Consider the following 17,724-nt stretch of genomic DNA (forward strand, 5'->3'; position numbering starts at 1 on the left):
GCCCTTATCCGCTATGACGCTGTCGGGAATAATCTGCTAATTTAGCAACTGGACTGATTGATGATGAGTGACTATGCAGCAAAAGCCGGTTTTGCATGAAGCCAGACAGTTGAAACGCCTTAACGCCGAAACGCGGCGGCAGTCGCACATGTATAAGTGGATTGCTTTGGTGGCGGCACTGGATGCAGTGTTGGTGTTTTATTATGACCGGGATATGCGTAATGTTTCATTTTCCACCCTGGTGGCACTGGTTTGCGGCTATCTATGGATCCGCGATCGCAATAAGGCGCGCGGCTATCGGCGCGAGTACGACAACAAATACGGCAACTCTCGCAACGAGTAATCTCTCTTCACTTCCAGCCTATTGATAAGGATCGATTTGTGCATTCTTCAACCGTCTCCCCAGAGCTGTTACACCCCTTCTCCCCATTTCAGGCATTAGCCCAAGCGTTACTGCCGCTGACGCTAGAGGGGGATGATGGTTCGCATGATGTGGCCCACCTGCACCGCGTTTGGAAAAATATTTGCCAAATCAGTCAGGATGAAGGAGGAGACCAGCAAATTCTGTGTGCCGCCGTATTGCTGCATGACTGCGTTGCGGTAGAGAAAAACTCCCCTCAGCGTCATCTGGCCTCCCGCATGGCGGCAGAAAAAGCCAGCATCGCGCTGGCAACCCTTGGTTGGTCTAATGTGGATATCAACAAGGCTGCGCACGCGATCGAGGCACACAGTTTTTCCGCCGCTATTCCCCCACAAACGCTGGAGGCCAAAATCCTGCAGGATGCCGACAGGCTGGATGCGATTGGCATGATCGGCGTTGCCCGCTGCTTCTACATCGGTGGCCGCATGCGTAGCGCCCTCTATGATGCCGCCGACCCGCTGGCGCAACAGCGCCAGTATGATGACAAGCGATTCACTCTGGATCACTTCGAAACCAAGCTGTTCAAACTACAGGAAGGGTTTCAGACTGCGGCAGGCCGAAGGATGGCGGCATTACGCACCGAACGCATGCGCCGCTTTCTCAGCGAGCTGCTGGAAGAAGTTTGATCAGCACATTGATAACTACAGAGCAATATCTTTGCCATAAATGCTGTACACTGAAAGTCAACTTCACAACACAGGTTGCCAAAATGAAGAGACTAACGCTGAAAGAGATGACAGAAAGCGAACAACGTGAAGTAAAGACCGATCTGGACAGAGCAAGCAAAAACCTCGAGCGCCAGTTGACCAACTCCGAACATAATAGAATTAAAGACGAAGCCATCGATCGCATTATGGCCGCACGTGAAAAGATTGCCAAAGCGACCCGCGCAGAACGCAAAGCCAACCGGGCACAGCCAACAGGTGCCACCTTCAGTTGGACTGCCTCCATCAGCACGCGCCCACATCGTTGATCACAGACCCCGCTTTAGCGGGGTCTCTGTTTGATAAGCCAAACTCATCTGCACCCAACTATTATTAATATCCCTATTATCATCTGGTTATCCATTGACAGCTGACCGTGGCCTGTCCACTATCGGGTGACATTCACAGGTTATGAGATCGCCATGTCCCCTTTCATCCAACAGGCCACACCGCAGCAAACCGCGTTGACCGTGGGTGAAGCTTTGGCGCTTACTTCGAAGAAACAGCCGCTCATTTGACCGGGGCGCGCTGTCCCGTCAGATGAGCTGACTGGATGGTGTGCAACGCGATACTCCTTTCTGGTTTTTTCATCTGACTCCTAGTCGGTCACGCAGCAGGAGTTTTACATGGCTTCATTTTCCGGTATTTGGGTAGCACTGGTTACCCCATTCAATCATGACGACGTTGATTTCCCAGCAGTCAAAAAGCTGGCTCAGTATCTGATCGCCAAAGGCGTCGCTGGCGTGGTGGTCTGCGGTTCGACCGGCGAAGCCGCGGCCCTGAGCAAAGAAGAACAGCTGGCGGTGCTGGATGCCGTGCTCGAGGTGGTGCCAGCCCACCAGGTGGTCATGGGCCTTTCCGGGAATAACATGGCTAGCACCTTGCAGATGCAGCAGGCCATCAACCAGCGCGATATCGCCGGTGTGCTGATCCCCGCCCCATATTATATTCGCCCTTCGCAGACGGGCCTGGTGGAGTATTTTACCCGCCTTGCCGATGCCTCTCGCGTGCCAGTGATTTTATATAACGTGCCTTATCGCACCGGAGCAACTTTTGAGTTGGCAACGCTGAGGCAACTCGCCCGCCACCCGCAAATCAAGGCGATCAAAGATTGTGGCGGCTGCCCCGAGGCCACCATGGCGCTGATCCATGACGGCGAGATCGACGTGCTGACCGGCGAAGACAATCTGATCCTGACCACGCTGTGCCTGGGTGGCAGTGGCGCAATTTCCGCTGCGGCACACCTGCACCCGGAACGCTTTGTTGCTCTGGTGGAACAAGTCGCGCAAGGCGATCTGGCTGCCGCACGCAGCAATTTCTATACCCTGCTGCCAATGATCCAACAGATGTTCAGCTACCCGAACCCGGGCCCGGTTAAAGCGGCGCTATCTCAGTTGGGACTGATAAAAAACGAGCTTCGCTCCCCAATGCAAACCGCGCCACAGGCATTGCAGCAGCAGATCGCCGATTTACTGGCGCAGTTGCAACCACTCACTCTGGCAGAGTAATAAAATATTGTTGGCAAAACCGCTGTAATTTTTCCGGCCTAGGACTAGGATGGGAAGTTAAACCTGCCTGTCCTTCATCACCATCAAGGAGTTTTCGATGAAATTGTTCTATAAAGCTGGCGCCTGTTCCCTGTCCCCTCACATCGTATTACGTGAGGCCGGGCTGGATTTCACCGCAGAGAAAGTCGATTTAGCACACAAGAAAACCGAAAGTGGTGCCGACTATCTGGCGATCAACCCAAAGGGGCAAGTCCCGGCGTTGGTACTTGACGATGGCAGCCTGCTGACCGAAGGCGTGGCGATTGTGCAATACCTGGCAGATCGCGTACCGGATCGTAACCTGATCCCGGCCGCTGGCACGCTTTCTCGCTATCATGCGATCGAATGGCTGAACTATGTGGCCACCGAGTTGCACAAAGGCTTCAGCCCGCTGTTTAACCCGAAGACGCCGGACGAATACAAAGCGATTGCCCGCGATAAGCTGGCTAGCCAGTTCAGCTACCTGGACTCGGTGCTGGAAAAACAGCATTACCTGTTGGGACAGCGTTTCAGCGTGGCGGATGCGTATCTGTTCACCGTGTTGCGTTGGGCGAAGGCGTTACAGTTTGATCTCACTAAGCACGCACACCTGACGGCTTATTTCGATCGCGTAGCGGCTCGCCCAGCGGTGGCAGCGACGTTGAGTGCCGAAGGTCTTTAAAGCCTGAATAAAAGAAAGGGGCCACATTGGGCCCCTTGTCAGTATCAAAACAGATTATTTCCAGTCAACCAGGCAGTAATGCTTTTTGCCGCGACGCAGCAGCGTGTAACGGCCAAACAGGCGATCGCTGTCGGTAAACAGATATTCCGGGTTGGATTGCTTCTCACCGTTGATGGTCACCGCATTGGAACCGATCATGGTGCGAGCCTGCCCGCGAGAAGGGACCAGTTCTGCATTTACCAGCGCCTGTTGCAGATCTGCATCGTTCTCCAGCTTGATGGTTGGCATGCCATCCTGAGCCAACTGCGCAAAGTCCGCCTCGGTCATTTCGTGCAGTGCGCCAGAGAACAGGCTCTGGGTGATACGTTTCGCCGCGGCCAAACCCTCAGCACCATGCACCATACCGGTCACTTCTTCTGCCAGCACATACTGAGCGCGCGGCGCTTTACCGCTGTTCTTGTCTTCTTCTTCCAGCGCATTAATCTCTTCAATGCTCAGGAAGGTGAAGAATTTCAGGAAGCGATAAACGTCCGCATCCGCGGTGTTGATCCAGAACTGGTAGAATTTGTACGGGCTGGTTTTTTCCGGAGCCAGCCATACCGCGCCACCTTCGGTTTTACCAAACTTGGTACCGTCTGACTTGGTGATCAACGGCACCGTCAGGCCGAACACCTGTTTCTGGTGCATGCGGCGAGTCAGGTCGATACCCGAGGTGATGTTGCCCCACTGGTCGGAGCCACCGATCTGCAACTCCACCTGATGGCGGTTATACAGCTCGGAGAAGTCGAACCCTTGCAGCAGGTTGTAGGAAAACTCGGTGAAGGAGATCCCGGAATCATCACGGTTCAGGCGCTGCTTGACCGCTTCCTTATTGATCATCTGGTTAACCGAGAAGTGTTTACCGATGTCACGCAGGAAGGTCAGCACGTTCATGCCGCCAAACCAATCGTAGTTGTTGGCCGCAATGGCGCTATTGCTGCCACAGTCGAAATCGAGGAACGGAGAAACCTGCTTGCGGATTTTCTCGACCCATTCGTTGACCGTTTCCGTGGTGTTGAGTTTGCGTTCGGCGGCTTTAAAGCTTGGGTCGCCGATCATACCGGTCGCGCCACCTACCAACGCTACCGGCGTATGGCCGGCCAGTTGGAAACGCTTCAGGCACAGCAGAGGCACCAGATGGCCCAAATGCAAGCTGTCAGCGGTCGGATCGAAGCCGCAATACAGTGCAATTGGCCCTTGCGCCAGTCGCTCTGCTAACGCTTCCTCGTCCGTCACTTGAGCCACCAGGCCCCGCTCTTGCAGTTGTCGAATCAGGTTGATGCTAGCCATCAATTTCTCCATGTATAAACGAATGCACCTTTGCCGGTACACGGCCTTCGCCCATTGGCGAAAATCACAAAATTCGGGGTAGCGCATAGAATAAAGCGCCAGCGGCATCAGTGCCAGCGCTTAAGGGGGATTTTCCGTCTATCAAGGTGCCAGTCGGTCAATTTTCCAGTCATTTCCCTCGCGTTGATACAGGAAACGGTCGTGCAACCGGTGTGCGCCCCCTTGCCAGAACTCAACGGAGTCAAATTTCACGCGGAAACCACCCCAAAAACTGGGCAATGGCACCTCGCCTTGCTGGAATTTTTGCTTCAGTTCGAGGAATTTGCTTTCCAGGATGCCACGAGCAGAGATGCGCGTTGACTGCTGCGACACCCAAGCGCCGATCTGGCTGTCTTTGGGCCGACTGTTGAAATACTTCATCACTTCCAGCGTCGATAGCCGCTCGGCCTGGCCGAGGAAGATCACCTGGCGATCCAGCATATGCCACGGGAACAGCAGGCTGATATGCGGGTTTTGCGCCAGCTGTTGCGCTTTGCGGCTGCCCAGGTTGGTATAAAACACCAGGCCCTGATCATCGAAGTGCTTTAGCAGCACGATGCGTTGGAAAGGCTGCCCCTGCTCGTCCACGGTAGCGACACACATGGCGGTAGGATCGGCCAGACGCGCCTCACAAGCCTGTTTGAGCCAGCGTTCGAACAAATCCAGGGGGTTGGCGGTCAGATCGTTACGGCGTAGCCCGCCACGGGTATATTCACGGCGCAGATCCGCCACATCAAACTCATTATTATCAGTCATCTGGATTAGCAACCAAGCGGTAAATTCGTTGTCATATTCTGCGCCTGTAGCAGCAGGATCTCAATCATTCTGCTAGCAAATTGCTGCGCCCCGATCGTGCAACAAGTGAGAGTCGTGCAGAACACCGACACGCCGTCAACCCATACATGGGGGGTTCGTATCGCGCATCTCTGCGCTCGACGGTCGGTTAACCTGCACAACTCCCACCTGCCTCAGGCTTCAATGGCGCGGTATTAAGCGTGGTTAGCGTCTTGAGCCAGCACGCAGTCGCTCATGATCACTTTATCATTGCGCTCGACAAAGGCGTTTGGCCCTTTCGACCAGAAGGTGTATTTACCGTCGCTGTATTTGGCACCGGACGCCGCCAGCACCTGTTTCAGCTTCAGTTGTTCGCCGTCCATCAGGAAGCTGACCGTGCTCTCTTCACCATTGAGTTCCACGGTAAGCGGCGTCGTTCCACATTGATAGTGCAACGTTTCGCTTTTTTGTGGGACCACGTAGCTGCAACCCGCCAACACGAGAACTCCGGCAACCATCGCTATTTTTTTCATCAGGTGCTCCTTAAGATATGTACCCTTTCCTTATCCTAACAGAGCTAGCGGCGGCCCAACGGCAAAACCGGATAAATCCCACCTAGCAGCGTTTCACAACTGGCACCGGTAACTGAAGGCAGATTTCCCGGCAGACCGGAAAGGGTCCGGAATGCTAGCCAGGCAAAAGCCAACGCCTCCATGTCATCTCCACTGACGCCAAAGTGATCGGTGGTTGCCACCTCGGTACCCGGCAGCAAGGCGGACATTCTCGCCATCAACAGTGGATTACGGGCACCACCACCGCAGACCAGCAGCCGCTCACAGCCCCCAGCCAGCATCACCTGCTCGCTAATGGTGGTGGCGGTCAGTTCCACCAGCGTGCTCATCACATCCACCGGCGTTAACCCCGGCAACGTCGCCAGCTGTTTTTCCAGCCAACTGATATTGAAATATTCTCGGCCGGTACTTTTCGGTGCCGGTAAGGCGAAATAAGGGTCGGCCAACATCTGCTGCAATAGCGGTAAGCAAACGCGCCCTTCCATCGCCCAAAGGCCATCTTTATCGAAAGGTTTCGAGCGATGGCGCCATACCCACGCATCCAGCAGCATATTCCCCGGCCCGGTATCAAAACCGCGCACCGGTGCGCCGGGCAGTAACAGTGACAGGTTGGCGATGCCACCAATATTCAGCACCATACGGCGCTCGGTCGGGTGAGCCAACAAAGCCTGATGAAACGCGGGAACCAAAGGCGCCCCTTGGCCACCATAGGCCATATCACGGCGGCGAAAATCCCCCACGGTAGTGATATTGGTCAATGCCGCCACCCGGTTATTGTCCCCAAGCTGCATCGAAAAACGTGTCTCGCCCTCCGGCTCATGCCATACCGTTTGGCCATGACAGCCAATGGCGGTGATTTCATGGGCCGGAATACCGGTCTGCTTTAACAGCCCCTGCACCGCTTCACCGAACAGCGTGCCCAACTGCGCATCCAACCGTCCTACGGCAGAAAGCGTGGTCTGCTGCCCCTGGCACATCCCCAGAATATCTTTTTTCAGTTGGATCGGCATTGGGTGGCTATAGCTTGCCTGTTGCGCCACCATACGTTCATCGATCGCGGCAAGCACCACGTCGATCCCATCCAGACTGGTGCCAGACATAACACCAATATAGCGGCCTGACTTCATCAGCACTATCCTTTACCCTTTCCAGGTTGCAACCGTTTTCACCCTTTAAATAGACCAGAATTGTGCGATTAACGCCATGAATTATGATGTCTTTTTTACGGCCTGTGAGCGAAGTTGTTTATTTTATGCCGAGAATTGGTTATATATTCAACAATCCGCGGGGTTAAAGCGCCGATTATTTGTTTTCAGTTCTGTCATAAAGCTAAACCACCGTTTATTATTGGTTGAACAGAGGAAAGCTAAGCTGTATTACAGAGGCAGCTCATGGATGATTTCAAACCGATTCAACCATAATTGCTGTAATATTTATAGAACTTGGTTTGGGCCTATCTCCCAGATCTGGATTACCAACTGCAGGAGCTTTATATGATCAAGCGTCTTCTTGTTGTCGCTCTCGCCTCAGTCACACTGGCGGGCTGTGCAAACCAAACCGCGTCCGGTGATGTCTATTCCGCCTCTCAGGCCAAACAGGTACAAACCGTGACCTTTGGGACCTTGGTGTCCGTACGCCCGGTGCAAATTCAGGGCGGTGAAGGCTCAAGCATGCTTGGCACCATCGGCGGCGCAGTCCTGGGTGGATTCCTGGGGAATACCATTGGTGGCGGCACTGGCCGTAGCCTGGCAACCGCAGCGGGCGCCGTAGCCGGTGGTGTGGTAGGCGACAGCGTCGGTAGCGCAGCTAGCCGTAGCAACGCCTGGGAGCTGGAAATCAAAACCGATAATAAAGAAAATATCGTGGTGGTACAGAAAGCCGGGTCGACTAAATTCAGCCCAGGCCAGCGCGTTCGTATGGCGCAAAATGGCAGTACAGTTACCGTTTCTCCACTGTAACGTCCTTGCCTGAATGCAAAACCGGAGGCCCCTGGGCCTCCGGTTTCTGTTTGTTGCTGTGACTAAGCATAATAAAAAAAGTCGCTGGATTTATTGTTTTTCTTGCAGTTCGATGATGTTCTGTTCCAGCTTGCTAATCAGACCAACTAAAAGTCTTACTTCTTCTGCCGAGATACCGCTGAGAATTTCGCCTCTGGTTGACGTGATCACACTATCCACCTCACGAATAATCGGCTCTGCCGCCTCGGTCAATTTGATGCGCTTGGCACGTCGATCGTTAGCGCAGGTGTGACGGGTGATCAACCCTTTTTCTTCCAGTTGATCCAAGGTACGGACCAATGAAGGTTGCTCAATACCGATCGCTTTTGCCAATTGGATTTGCGACTGTTCAGGCGGTAATCGGTTGATATTGTGCAATGTCACCCAATGCGTTTGTGTAAGCTCCAACGGCTTTAGCCGATGATCGATCAGCGCACGCCAAACACGAACTAATCGTGCTAAATCTGAACCTAACGTTGATTCCACTTCCCCCTCCTTATAGTTAGCATGCTAACATTACTCCCCAAAGTGTAGCCCATTTTGGTTAATTAACATTAAAAACACAAATGTATATAATCCAAATCGCAAAAATAGACACATTTTTATCGGTAATTGGTTATCCTCTATGCAAACATCCTTCATATTCACTCATCGGGATTGCTAACGTGAATACGACTTGGCTCCATACTGCGTCACCACTGCCCGATCTGGTGCTAGGTGCATCGCTTTATTTCCCACCTCTATTTAAAGCTTTCTTACTGGGTTTAGTCTTCTGGTTGCTGGTGCATCACTTGCTACGCGACTGGATGTACTCCGGTGATATTTGGCACCCAATGCTGATGGATCTGTCCATCTTCGTCATTACCGTCAGCGGTTCCCTGTGGCTCCTAGCGAGTTGGTAACTCATGAAGCATAAGACATTAAAGTATTTTTCGACGGTTATTGTTTTCGCCATCGCGATCTGTGCTGGCTGGTGGTTATGGAATTACTACATGCAATCCCCTTGGACACGCGACGGTAAGGTTCGAGCTGAACTCGTCAATATTACCCCGGAAGTCTCTGGCAGATTAGAGAAGATACTAGTTCATGATAATCAGTTCGTTACTGCGGGAAGCCTGATTTTCAGCATTGATCCCGTGCCTTACCAAATTGCGTTGGACAATGCCGAGGCGGCGCTGGCCAAAGCGCAGGCAGATATGGCCAAGGCCGATCATGAAGCAGCCCGCCGCCGCAGCCTGCCCCGTAACGTCATCTCCTCGGAAGATCTGGATGAGTCCAACCTGGCCGCCGCCTCCATGAAAGCCTCGTATAAGGCGGCGCAGGCCAATCTGGAACAGGCCAAATGGAACCTCAGCAAAACGCGGATCTATGCCCCTACCGACGGTTACATCACCAACTTACAGGCCCGCGTCGGCAACTACGCCACCGCAGGAACGCCGTTGGTGGCGCTGGTAGACACCCATTCGTTCTATGTGCTCGGTTATTTCGAAGAGACCAAGCTCAGACATATCAGAAAGGGACGCAAGGCGGATATCGTGTTGTATAACGGCAATATTCGGCTGCAAGGGGTGGTCGAAAGCATTGGCCGGGCCATTTACGACCAAAGCGCCGACAGCAGCAGTGATTTGCTGATGGATGTGAAACCCAACGTGCCTTGGGTACGCCTGGCACAACGGGTGCCGGTACGCATCAAGCTGATCGATATTCCAGCCGACCTGACTCTGGTAGCCGGTACCACCTGCACCATTTCAATTCATCAGCAGGATTAATGTGTGAACCTGCCCTTTCTTGAATGGAAGCGCTCGCCCTGGGGTAAAGCCACCGCAGGGCAATGGCGCTATGCGCTACGCAACACCCTGGCTATGTGCCTGGCGTTGTGGGTCGCCTTCGTTTTACAGCTGGACGAGCCCTATTGGGCACTGACCTCCGCCGCCGTCGTCAGTTTTCCGACGGTTGGCGGCGTGATCAGCAAGAGCATTGGCCGCATTTTTGGCAGCCTGCTTGGTGCCATGGCTTCACTGCTGATTGCCGGTTGCCTGAACGATCCCTGGTTGTTCACCTTGTCGATTGCCAGTTGGTTGGGGCTATGCACCTACATTTCCAACCACTACCAGAACAATGTCTCCTACGCCTTTGCCCTGGCGGGCTATACCGCCGCGATCATCGTGTTTGGCACGGTTAATATTACCGACACCCTGCAAATTTTTGATATCACCCAGGCACGCGTATGTGAGGTGATCACCGGTATCCTGTGCGGTGGCCTGATGATGATGATCCTGCCAAGCACTTCGGATGGTGAGACTTTGCTGGTATCGCTACGCCGCATGCACTTACGCCTGCTGGAACACGCCGCCATGCTGTGGCAACCGGAAATCAGCCTGCGAATGCGTACCTCCCACGAGGGCGTTATCGGCCAGATCCTGACCATGAACCTGCTGCGAATTCAGGCCTTCTGGAGCCATTACCGGCTGCGCCGACAAAACAATATCCTCAACTACATGCTGCATCAGCAATTGCGCATCACCAGCGTCATCTCCAGCCTGCGCCGCATGTTGTTAAACTGGCCAGATTGCCCGGAAAATCTGGCGGCAGTGTTGGAGCAATTGTTGAATGAATTACGCGACCCCACCACGGATAAATACCGGCTGGCTCATATTCTGGTCGCCATCGCCTCTCAGGATCCGGCCGATTATCGCCATCGGGCCTTCTTCCTGCGCCTGCGCCACTTTTGCTGGCTCTATCTGCGCTGTTCCCGTTGGCTGCAACGGCTGGAAAGCGCTACCCAGGTCAGCGATATCGAACCACCGCGAGTTACCTCACTAGCGCGCCATACCGACAGTGTTGAGGCCGCTTACAACGGGCTACGCACTTTCTTATGCATCCTGATCGGTTGCGCTTATTGGATCACTACCCAGTGGGACTCCGGTAGCTCTGCGCTGACGCTGATCGCCATCAGTTGCGTGCTCTATTCCTCTACGCCTTCGCCGATCAAATCCATCACCACCTTACTGAAGGCTGTTTCCCTGCTGTTTGCCTTCTGCTTTGTGATGAAGTTTGGCCTGATGATCCAGATTGACGATTTCTGGGTGTTCTGCGCCTTCCTGTTCCCGACCCTGGTCACGATGCAGATGTTGAAACTGCAAAATCCACCCTACGCCCCACTATGGGGTCAGTTGATCGTGTTTATGGGATCGTTTCTCGCCGTGACCAACCCACCGAGCTACGATTATCAGGGCTATATCAATGACAGTCTCGCCAAGATTGCCGGCGTGCTGTTGGCCGGATTGGCGTTCCAAATCCTACGGCCCAGTTCGGACAAACTCAAAAGCCGAAGGATTATCCGCGCGTTACGCCGTGATTTTATCGATCAATTGAGTAAGAAACCGCAGCAAAGCGAAAGTCAGTTTGAGTCGCGTATTTATCACCGCATCAGTCAACTGAATCAAAGCCGGGATCAGGAGGCTCGCACTTGGCTATTGCGCTGGGGAGTAGTACTACTGAACTGCAGCCACGTGGTTTGGCAACTGCGTGATTGGCAAACCCGTTCAGACCCGCTGGCCGCCGTGCGCGACGTCTGTATTCATTGTTTGAAGGGAGTCATGACTGAGAAAGGGGTGCAGCATGCGTCGTTGGACGCCACCTTGCAGGAATTGCAGCGTATGAGTAACGCGCTTGCCCAGCATCCAGAACAGGCAGCACGTGATTTGGCGGGCTTGATTTGGCGACTGTACTGCTCACTGCAGCAGTTACAGCAGGCGATCATTCCACCGGAAGCGGTAACAGCGCCCACGCCAGGCTGACGCGGGCGGCTGATTTATTTGATTACGCCACAGGCGAAGCGATCGCCACCACCACCCAGAGGTTTGGGTTGATCGGAGTGGTTATCCCCCCCGGCGTGTACCATCAGCGCCTTGCCTTCGATTTCGCTGATTTTCTTCAAGCGCGGAGCCAGGACCTGAGTGTCAGCCATACCGTCCGCCGTGACATAGATTGCTGGCAAATCGCCTAAATGCCCGTTGGCATCATAAGGCCCGAGATGCTTGCCGGTTTTTGCAGGATCAAAGTGGCCACCCGCAGCCAATGCGGCAACCGCCTTGCCTTCTTTTATACCCGGCTCACAGCTGCCTTTCTCATGAACGTGAAAACCGTGCACACCAGCAGGCAAAGCTTTCAACTGCGGGGTGAACAACAGGCCGTAAGGCGTTTCGCTAATTGTGATTTTACCAATGTCCTGACCAATTCCCTGGCCGGTCACCAGATTCATTTCGACATCAACCGTTGCCGCCTGGGCAACGCCGCAGGCCATCAACCCCAATGCCGCACACCAATAACGTTTCATCACTCAATCTCCATGCGATAGTTATAGTCCTTAGGGAGTATATACCGAATTGATTTTGTCACAGTTGCAATTAGCCATTAATCAGAACCACCAGTGAGCTGGTTATAATATTTTGTGACCTTCCTCCCGTTACAGCAATTACACCGCACACTACAATCCACCCGATTTATCGCGGCTTATAGCAGCGAGTTGGGGCGAGGAACCTGTTCTCGGCCAATAACCTGATCCGCTTTATTGCTCCAGATGAAGGCGAAAATGGCGAAATCGCCGCCTATCGTTTGGATAAGTTCTTGTCCGCTATCGGTCAAAAATATGAATTTAGCCAGGGCAAAGTGTTCGTCTTCACCCACCCTTTAATACTGAATGCATTTTTTAACAAACGGTTGCCAGATTCCTCATGGCAGCCAAGCCAAGGGATGCAAGTTGTCGCCTTAGCGTATAAAAACGAAACCTTCGGCGTTATGCAGATGAAGTAGCGGCAAAGGCTGGCACAATACCAGCCTTACCAACTCAACTTATGGTACGTCGTAACCCAGTGCCGCTTTACGAATGCGGAACCACTGCTGGCGGCTCAAGGTCAGCTCTTGCGCCTTCAGGGCCGAACGTACGCGCTCGATCTTGCCGGAGCCGATGATTGGCAGCGGTGCCGAAGGCAGACGCATTACCCAGGCATACACCACCTGCTCAATGGTTTCGGCACCAATTTCTTGTGCCACCGTTTGCAGTTCATCACGTAGCGGCTGGAACTCAGCGTCGCTGAATAGCCGCCCGCCCCCCAGACAAGACCAGGCCATCGGTTTGATACGCAGTTGCTGGCATTGGTCCAAGGTGCCGTCGAGGATCGCTGGCTGATAGATCGGGGAAATTTCGATCTGGTTGGTCACCAGAGAGAACGGCAGACGTGATTGCAATAAGGAAAACTGTGCTGGCGTAAAGTTCGAAACGCCGAAATGGCGCACCTTACCGCTTTTATGCAGCGCCACAAAGGCCTCTGCTACCTCGTCGGCTTCCATCAACGGATCGGGACGATGGATCAACAATAAATCCAGGTAGTCCGTATGCAGGTGCGATAATGACTGCTCTGCGCTGTGCACAATATGCTCGCGATCGGTGATGTAATGCCCAATTGGGTTACCCGGCTTGGCGGTGGTGGCGATGCCGCACTTCGACACCAGTTCCATCCCCTGACGCACCGAAGGCTGTAGCTTGATAGCCTCGCCAAAAGCCTGCTCGCAGGCATAACCACCATAAATATCCGCGTGGTCCGCCGTGGTCACCCCCAACTCAACGTGTTGCTTGATAAACGTCAGCAACTGCTGCGGTGACATGCCCCACTCCATCAAACGCCAGTAGCCGCAAATCATGCGTGAGAACTCGGGCCCAAGTGGTGCCAGCTTAATACGATTCAGCATTGTTAAACCTCATGACAATAGTTAACGCCAGCATACACAAGCGCCCAAGCCGTAGGAAACGCAAAAGTGGCCTTAACGTGCGGCGGATCGAAAAAATGAGCAATAAAGTTAAAACAGCGAGGGCTGCTCTGGCGGGATCTCTTCTGGCTGCTTGCCGGTACGCAGTGAGCGCAGGTAACGCTGGCGACACAGGCGCAGAACGTCCTTTTTCTGGACATCGTTCATTTGCATCCAGCCAAAGCGCTCCTCGCGGCTGCGCAGGCAACCACGACAATAGCCGCGCTCATCGGCCTGGCAAATACCACGGCACGGGCTTGGGATGTCAAAGAACTCGAGTTGCTGCGCCACACGTCCTCCTGCGTTGTCATGCTAATTGAAGACGTCATCGGGGCCATTGGCAAGTGGCTTTTCCCCATGACGGCGAAAATATTCTCGCAAATAGTGCAGCGCCTGGCGCGTTTTCTCCGGCAGAACCCGCTCCAGAGTCAACGCATGCAGCCGATATGGCGCTGGCCGCCACTGCGGTAACAGGGCGATTAATTCCCCCCGGCGCAGTTCATCACCAATTTCATACAGTGGTTGGCCGGAAATCCCCAAGCCATTGCGGGTAAAGGCCCGGATCACGTTCATGCTACCGCTGACAACCTGCCCCGCCGCCAGGCGTAGTTTGAATGTTTCGCCCGTATGGTGATGCAAATCGAGATGTAACCCGTGACCACTGCCGGTGATCCAGCGGTGCTGCACCAGCTCCTGAGGCGTTTCTGGTACACCATGCTGGCTAAGATAGCGCGGCGCGGCACAGAGCACCATGGGCCAGGCGGTCAGCGGGTGAGCAATCAGGTTGGTATCTGCCAGTTGCAGATTTACGCGCAGCGAGATATCTACCCGCTGCTCGATCATATCCACCACCTGGTCATCGGCCAGAATACGCAGCGTCAGCTTTGGGTGTGCCAGCAGCAAGGGAGCCAAGGCCTCCGCCAAGGGGCCGCTACCGATCCCGACGGTGGTGGCAATGCGTAGTTCGCCCACCAGCGTATCCCGCAGCTCCGCCAGCCGCTGCTCCGCGCGCTGTGCTTCCTGCAACATGGCTTCGCAACCTGGGTAGAAGGCTTCCCCCGCATCGGTTAGTGCCAGGCGGCGAGTGGAGCGATGCAATAACGCCACGCCCAACGACTTTTCTAACGACCTCATATGCTGGCTGACCGCAGAGGGCGTCATCTCTAGTCGACGGGCCGCCGCAACAAAAGACCCCTCGGCCACCACGGTGGCGAATACCGCCATTCGATTCAGTTTATCCATGATTATGAAGTTTTACTTAATCAAGAAAGCATAAATATGGCACTAATCAGCCGCATTGTTAAGGCTTATAGTATTTCTACTGCGCCGCCACTGAGTGGTACGGCAACCCGCTAAAAAACATTTCACAGGAGAGACCTCATGAAAGTCGCCATTATTGGAGCAACCGGTTTTGTTGGCCGTCGCGTAGTGGATGAAGCTTTGGCCCGCGGCCTGCAAGTAACCGCCATCGCCCGTCAGAAAAAAGATCTGCCGGATAATGCCAATCTCACCGTCGCCCTGGGTGACGTGGCCGATGGCCCGTGGTTGGCACAACAGTTAGCTGGACATGATGTCGTGATCAGCGCCTACAACCCTGGTTGGGCTGAGGCGGATCTGTATGAGAAAACCGCTAAAGGTGCCCAACAAATCCTGGCAGCGGTAAAACAATCCGCGGTTAAACGCCTGCTGTACGTTGGCGGTGCCGGTAGCCTGGAAGTGGCTCCGGGAGTTGAGCTGGTTGATACCCCGCAGTTCCCGGAAAATATTCGTCCAGGGGCCCAAGCGGTACGGGATTTACGTAATGCGTTGAAAAAAGAAACCCAGCTGGATTGGACCTACCTTTCCCCTGCCGCGTTGCTGGAACCCGGCAAGCGTACCGGCCAGTTCCGTTTGGGCACGACGCAATTGCTGATGAAGGGTGAAGCTCCGGCCAATATTTCGGTAGAAGACCTCGCGGTTGCCATTATCGATGAGGTTGAAAAACCGCAGTTCATCAAGGCACAGTTTACCGCGGCCTATTAATTATCCGCCAGCGGCTGTAATCGTTGCAGCCGCTCACTACGTCTAAGGTTATCTTAAGTTTCCTCTGGTAAATTTCAGCGCATTACCTAATAGCAGGATCCAGATTTGGCAATGCGCTTACGTCAATCATTACAATGCAACAGCTTGGGTTTTATCCTGGCTTGCGCCCTATTTTTCACAGTTTTCCAGAACCTGCTATTTATTCACCAGGCCTGGTCATATATCAATTTTGATAGCGTACATAGCGTCATTTTTGCGGCGACTATGCCGGTGGTTATTTTCTGTGCCCTGAATATTATCTTCAGCGTATTAACCATTCCGTTCCTGCGTAAACCCCTGGTTATTCTGTTGCTGCTCGGCAGCGCGGCGGCCAACTATTTTATGTTCAGCTATGGTGTGGTGATTGACGGCAATATGATGCAGAACGCCTTCGAGACCAACGCGCAGGAAGCAACGGCGTTGCTCACCCCTCGTATGGGGTTATGGCTGCTATTGCTGGGCATCTTGCCTGCCGTTTTCGTGTGCTTGGTGCGCATCAATAAAACCCGCCCTTGGTGGTACATGATTGGCCTGCGCGCGGCCAACGTGATGCTTTCCGTGGTGGTGATCCTGTTGGTTGCGGCGTTATTCTACAAAGATTACGCCTCGCTGATCCGCAACAATAAAAGCGTGGTGAAAATGCTCACCCCAAGCAATTTTGTGGCTGGCACCATCAAGTACGCTCAACACCGCTATTTCCACCAAAATCTGCCGTTGGTCAAGATTGGTGAAGATGCCCATTTAGGCCCGGTGATCAACAGCCAGGCCAAAAAAACCCTGGTGATCCTGGTGGTCGGCGAAACCGCGCGGGCAGAGAATTTTTCGCTAGGTGGTTACTCACGCGAGACCAATCCACGCTTGAAGCAGGACGATGTGGTTTATTTCAAAAATGCCAGTTCCTGCGGTACCGAAACGGCTATCTCCGTGCCCTGCATGTTCTCGAACATGCGACGCAGCGATTACGATGCCACCTTGGCCGCTCATCAGGAAGGCATGCTGGACGTGATGGCACATGCCGGAGTCAACCTGCTGTGGCGCGAAAATGACGGCGGTTGTAAGGGGGCCTGCGATCGCATCCCACATATCGACATGACCAGGCTGAAGCTTTCACAGTATTGCGATGGCGATGTCTGCATGGATAACGTGCTGCTGCACAAACTGGACGATTATATCAACGGCCTGAAAGGGGACGGTGTGATCGTACTGCATCAGATGGGGAGCCACGGCCCGGCCTACTATCGCCGCAGTACACCAGAATTACGTCAGTTCTCACCGACCTGTGACAGCAACCAAATCCAGGACTGTACCCACGAGCAACTGGTGAATACCTACGACAATTCGCTACTGTACACCGACGCCATGCTGGACAGCACCATCAAGCTGTTGCAGCAATACAGCAGCAAATTCAATACGGCAATGGTCTATCTTTCCGATCACGGTGAATCGCTCGGGGAGAATGGCATGTACCTGCACGGTACGCCTTATATGTTCGCGCCTTCTCAGCAGACCCAGGTGCCTTTCCTGATGTGGATGTCGGCCGATTATGAACGCAATTTCGGCATCAACCGTCAATGTCTGCAATCTCTGGCGGATACCGAAAAAGTTTCACAGGATAATCTGTTCCACACCCTGTTGGGGATGGTAAACGTGCAGACACGGCAGTATCAGCCTGACCTGGATATTCTGCAGCGCTGTCGCAAGGCTTAACCTTAGCCGCTCCCTCTGGCACAATAGTTATAAACGGACACCGCATGCAGCTAGACGAGCGCTTTTCGGGCGCAGCATGCGGCGCCCCTTAGGTGTGATGGCGT

General features: G+C 53.8%; 20 protein-coding genes. 11 read left to right on the forward strand and 9 right to left on the reverse strand.

Annotated features, from left to right (window positions below; genetic code table 11):
• Positions 1-73 precede the first annotated feature (73 nt).
• The 5 genes from N6G83_RS15170 (at position 74) to gstA (ending at position 3,333) form a co-directional block, all read left to right on the forward strand.
• Positions 74-343 (forward strand): hypothetical protein, encoded by a 270-nt coding sequence (locus tag N6G83_RS15170; RefSeq protein WP_024529918.1) that lies wholly within the window; start codon positions 74-76, stop codon positions 341-343.
• A 38-nt stretch (positions 344-381) separates the two neighbouring features.
• Positions 382-1,047 (forward strand): HD domain-containing protein, encoded by a 666-nt coding sequence (locus N6G83_RS15175; RefSeq protein ID WP_074031404.1) that lies wholly within the window; start codon positions 382-384, stop codon positions 1,045-1,047.
• Between the two features lie 83 nt (positions 1,048-1,130).
• Positions 1,131-1,394 (forward strand): DUF3811 domain-containing protein, encoded by a 264-nt coding sequence (locus tag N6G83_RS15180; protein WP_024486509.1) that lies wholly within the window; start codon positions 1,131-1,133, stop codon positions 1,392-1,394.
• Positions 1,395-1,751: 357 nt separating this feature from the next.
• Positions 1,752-2,633: a 4-hydroxy-tetrahydrodipicolinate synthase gene (dapA, locus tag N6G83_RS15185; RefSeq protein WP_074031403.1), complete on the forward strand. Its 882-nt coding sequence runs from the start codon at positions 1,752-1,754 to the stop codon at positions 2,631-2,633.
• A gap of 97 nt (positions 2,634-2,730) precedes the next feature.
• Positions 2,731-3,333 carry a glutathione transferase GstA gene (gstA, locus tag N6G83_RS15190; protein ID WP_021178076.1) on the forward strand — a complete coding sequence of 201 codons (603 nt, stop codon included), beginning with the start codon at positions 2,731-2,733 and terminating at the stop codon, positions 3,331-3,333.
• Positions 3,334-3,387: 54 nt separating this feature from the next.
• Here gstA and tyrS read toward each other — a convergent pair whose 3' ends face one another.
• The 4 genes from tyrS to anmK form a co-directional block, all read right to left on the reverse strand.
• Positions 3,388-4,662: a tyrosine--tRNA ligase gene (gene tyrS / locus N6G83_RS15195; protein WP_211136263.1), complete on the reverse strand. Its 1,275-nt coding sequence runs from the start codon at positions 4,660-4,662 to the stop codon at positions 3,388-3,390.
• A gap of 141 nt (positions 4,663-4,803) precedes the next feature.
• Positions 4,804-5,457, reverse strand: coding sequence for a pyridoxamine 5'-phosphate oxidase (pdxH, locus tag N6G83_RS15200; RefSeq protein WP_024529914.1), 654 nt, complete (start codon positions 5,455-5,457; stop codon positions 4,804-4,806).
• 233 nt (positions 5,458-5,690) lie between these two features.
• A complete protein-coding gene (locus tag N6G83_RS15205) occupies positions 5,691-6,008 on the reverse strand; it encodes an MliC family protein (protein ID WP_024529913.1) in 318 nt (105 codons plus the stop codon).
• A 44-nt stretch (positions 6,009-6,052) separates the two neighbouring features.
• On the reverse strand, positions 6,053-7,174 hold the full coding sequence (anmK, locus tag N6G83_RS15210) for an anhydro-N-acetylmuramic acid kinase (RefSeq protein WP_024529912.1): 1,122 nt from the start codon (positions 7,172-7,174) through the stop codon (positions 6,053-6,055).
• A 366-nt stretch (positions 7,175-7,540) separates the two neighbouring features.
• On the opposite strand from anmK, the gene N6G83_RS15215 reads away from it, so the two are divergent.
• Positions 7,541-8,005: a glycine zipper 2TM domain-containing protein gene (locus tag N6G83_RS15215; protein WP_021178081.1), complete on the forward strand. Its 465-nt coding sequence runs from the start codon at positions 7,541-7,543 to the stop codon at positions 8,003-8,005.
• A 90-nt stretch (positions 8,006-8,095) separates the two neighbouring features.
• Here N6G83_RS15215 and slyA read toward each other — a convergent pair whose 3' ends face one another.
• Entirely contained in the window at positions 8,096-8,530 is a 435-nt protein-coding gene (slyA, locus tag N6G83_RS15220) for a transcriptional regulator SlyA (protein ID WP_021178082.1), read from the reverse strand.
• 179 nt (positions 8,531-8,709) lie between these two features.
• Here slyA and N6G83_RS15225 point away from each other — a divergent pair, with 179 nt between their 5' ends.
• From N6G83_RS15225 to N6G83_RS15235, 3 genes are read left to right on the forward strand one after another with little or no spacing between them, the layout of a single operon-like run.
• Positions 8,710-8,946: a DUF1656 domain-containing protein gene (locus N6G83_RS15225; RefSeq protein WP_024486868.1), complete on the forward strand. Its 237-nt coding sequence runs from the start codon at positions 8,710-8,712 to the stop codon at positions 8,944-8,946.
• Between the two features lie 3 nt (positions 8,947-8,949).
• Positions 8,950-9,813 (forward strand): HlyD family secretion protein, encoded by an 864-nt coding sequence (locus tag N6G83_RS15230; protein WP_211136262.1) that lies wholly within the window; start codon positions 8,950-8,952, stop codon positions 9,811-9,813.
• Between the two features lie 3 nt (positions 9,814-9,816).
• Entirely contained in the window at positions 9,817-11,844 is a 2,028-nt protein-coding gene (locus N6G83_RS15235; protein WP_211136261.1) for an FUSC family protein, read from the forward strand.
• Positions 11,845-11,858: 14 nt separating this feature from the next.
• On the opposite strand, the gene sodC is transcribed toward N6G83_RS15235, so the two are convergent.
• The 4 genes from sodC to N6G83_RS15255 all read right to left on the reverse strand — a co-directional run bounded on the left by sodC (position 11,859) and on the right by N6G83_RS15255 (position 15,094).
• Complete coding sequence (gene sodC / locus N6G83_RS15240; RefSeq protein WP_024529909.1) at positions 11,859-12,383, reverse strand: superoxide dismutase family protein; 525 nt, start codon at positions 12,381-12,383, stop codon at positions 11,859-11,861.
• Between the two features lie 515 nt (positions 12,384-12,898).
• The gene (locus tag N6G83_RS15245) at positions 12,899-13,795 is read right to left on the reverse strand and encodes an aldo/keto reductase family oxidoreductase (RefSeq protein ID WP_024529907.1); all 897 of its coding nucleotides are present in this window, start codon (positions 13,793-13,795) and stop codon (positions 12,899-12,901) included.
• Between the two features lie 108 nt (positions 13,796-13,903).
• On the reverse strand, positions 13,904-14,143 hold the full coding sequence (locus N6G83_RS15250; protein ID WP_021804547.1) for a DUF1289 domain-containing protein: 240 nt from the start codon (positions 14,141-14,143) through the stop codon (positions 13,904-13,906).
• A gap of 21 nt (positions 14,144-14,164) precedes the next feature.
• Positions 14,165-15,094: a LysR substrate-binding domain-containing protein gene (locus N6G83_RS15255; RefSeq protein ID WP_199062316.1), complete on the reverse strand. Its 930-nt coding sequence runs from the start codon at positions 15,092-15,094 to the stop codon at positions 14,165-14,167.
• A gap of 138 nt (positions 15,095-15,232) precedes the next feature.
• On the opposite strand from N6G83_RS15255, the gene N6G83_RS15260 reads away from it, so the two are divergent.
• Complete coding sequence (locus tag N6G83_RS15260) at positions 15,233-15,874, forward strand: NAD(P)-dependent oxidoreductase (protein ID WP_024529905.1); 642 nt, start codon at positions 15,233-15,235, stop codon at positions 15,872-15,874.
• A 111-nt stretch (positions 15,875-15,985) separates the two neighbouring features.
• Positions 15,986-17,620 carry a phosphoethanolamine transferase EptA gene (gene eptA, locus N6G83_RS15265; RefSeq protein ID WP_211136773.1) on the forward strand — a complete coding sequence of 545 codons (1,635 nt, stop codon included), beginning with the start codon at positions 15,986-15,988 and terminating at the stop codon, positions 17,618-17,620.
• Positions 17,621-17,724 lie beyond the last annotated feature (104 nt).

This window comes from Serratia sp. PL7, from assembly GCF_945957435.1.